At 50.3% G+C, this 2,027-nt stretch carries 1 pseudogene; it reads right to left on the reverse strand.

Annotated features, from left to right (window positions below):
* Window positions 1-327: 327 nt before the first annotated feature.
* Window positions 328-1,887, reverse strand: a pseudogene (locus RMO84_RS17630) (hydantoinase B/oxoprolinase family protein); the annotation flags it as partial.
* Between the last annotated feature and the right edge of the window lie 140 nt (window positions 1,888-2,027).

A 2,027-nucleotide genomic window follows, 5' to 3' on the forward strand; every position in this document is an offset into this window, starting at 1 on the left:
TTTAATAATGTTTGCTCGACAGGGCTTGCAGTCCAGCCACTAAGTTTAATCGTAATTGGGGTTGATGTTGTAGCTGTCTGCGGGATACGTACGGATTGACAAGCGATCGTTATACAAGCGATCGCCAAAACTACTATCAAAAAGTTTACCCAACTTTTGTTCATCTGTTGTGAGTTTATATCGATTCTATCCGATCGATTCTGCTGAAAAAAGCAATTCAACCAATGGTAGGGGCAATGTCTTGTCTCTCTTCCATGGTCGGGAGACCCGACCGGAGAGAGCCGCTTCATGAATTGCCCCTACCATTGGTTGAGTCTGAAAACTACGTTAGTCAGCCCCAAAGCCACCACCACCAGGAGTCTCGATCGAGAAAATATCCCCCGCCCCCATCTGCACTTCTGCTTTACTTCCCAACAATTCAATCATTCCATTCACCCGTTCGATACTATTTCGCCCCACTGCTCCTGACTCGCCACCCACTAAACCAAATGGCGCGATCGATCGATGTCCTGACAAAATCCCCATCGTCATCGCTTCCCGACAACGGATGCGGCGGATGACACCATTCCCGCCGGAATATTTGCCACATCCACCGCTACCCGCACGAATGCTAAAACTTTCTAATAGTACGGGGAATCGCAATTCTAGGACTTCTGGATCTGTCAGTCGCGAATTTGTCATGTGGGTTTGCACCGCATCGGTACCGTGGAAACTTGCCCCAGCACCAGAGCCACCGCAAATCGTTTCGTAGTATTGATAGCGATCGGTACCAAAGGTAAAATTATTCATCGTGCCTTGAGCCGCCGCCATTACTCCCAGCGCACCATAGAGGGCATTGGCGATCGCTTGGGAGGTTTCGACATTACCAGCGACTACCGCAGCAGGATATTGGGGATTGAGCATCGAGCCAGTGGGGACGATGATGTTCAGGGGTTTGAGACAGCCAGCATTGAGCGGAATATCATCATCAACGAGGGTGCGGAAGACATATAACACCACCGCTTTACAGATGGCTAATGGGGCATTGAGATTGGTCGGTTGTTGGGGTGAAGTGCCTGTAAAATCAATTGTTGCCGATCTCGCGATTCGATCGATCGAAATCTCGACCTGAATCTGACAACCATCGTCCATCGGATATGTAAAAGTCCCTGGATTGAGAACTGAAATCGCCCGTCGCACGGATTCTTCCGCATTGTCCCGCACGTGTTGCATGTAAGCTTCGACAGTCTCTAAGCCATATTTATCGATCGTGGCCAACAGAGCTTCGACACCCCGCTCGTTCGCCGCAATTTGCGCTTGCAGATCGGCGATATTTTGCTGGGGATTGCGTGCGGGATATGGGCCATCGGCGAGCAAAGACAACACCTCAGCCAGCCGAAATCGACCGCCAGCAACGAGTTGGAAATTATCGATTAAAATGCCCTCCTGCTCGATCGAGGTACTGTGTGGCGGCATGGAGCCTGGAGTAATGCCCCCGATATCGGCATGATGTCCGCGCGATGCGACGTAAAATACTGGAGTCGGCTCGGCAGGCAGAAAGATCGGCGTAATTGCCGTAATGTCGGGTAAATGAGTACCGCCGTTGTAGGGATTATTGGAGATATAAACATCACCAGGTTGCAATGTTTTGCCACAGGCTTGAATCAGACTCGTGACGCTCTCGCTCATCGAACCCAGATGTACGGGAATATGGGGCGCATTAGCAACCAATTCTCCAGATCGAGTCTCCTTCAGAGAGGCTCCGCCAACGAAGATCGCGCAACTAAAATCTAGACGTTCTTTGATATTGACCGAGTAGCTGGTATTTTGCAGGGTTATCCCCATCTCTTCAGCGATCGATTTAAGCAGATTATTAAAGATTTCCAGGCGCACTGGATCGGGTTGAGATGGTGTTACCCCCCCAACCCCCCTTATAAAGGGGGGCTTTCGATCGTCAGTGCAATTTGTAAATGTCGAAATAGCCTCGAATGCAACATCAAAGCTAGGATCTTCCTCCCTCCCCTTGTAAAGGGGAGGGCTGGGGTGGG

Source organism: Chamaesiphon sp. VAR_69_metabat_338 (genome assembly GCF_031423935.1).
GTDB lineage: Bacteria > Cyanobacteriota > Cyanobacteriia > Cyanobacteriales > Chamaesiphonaceae > Chamaesiphon.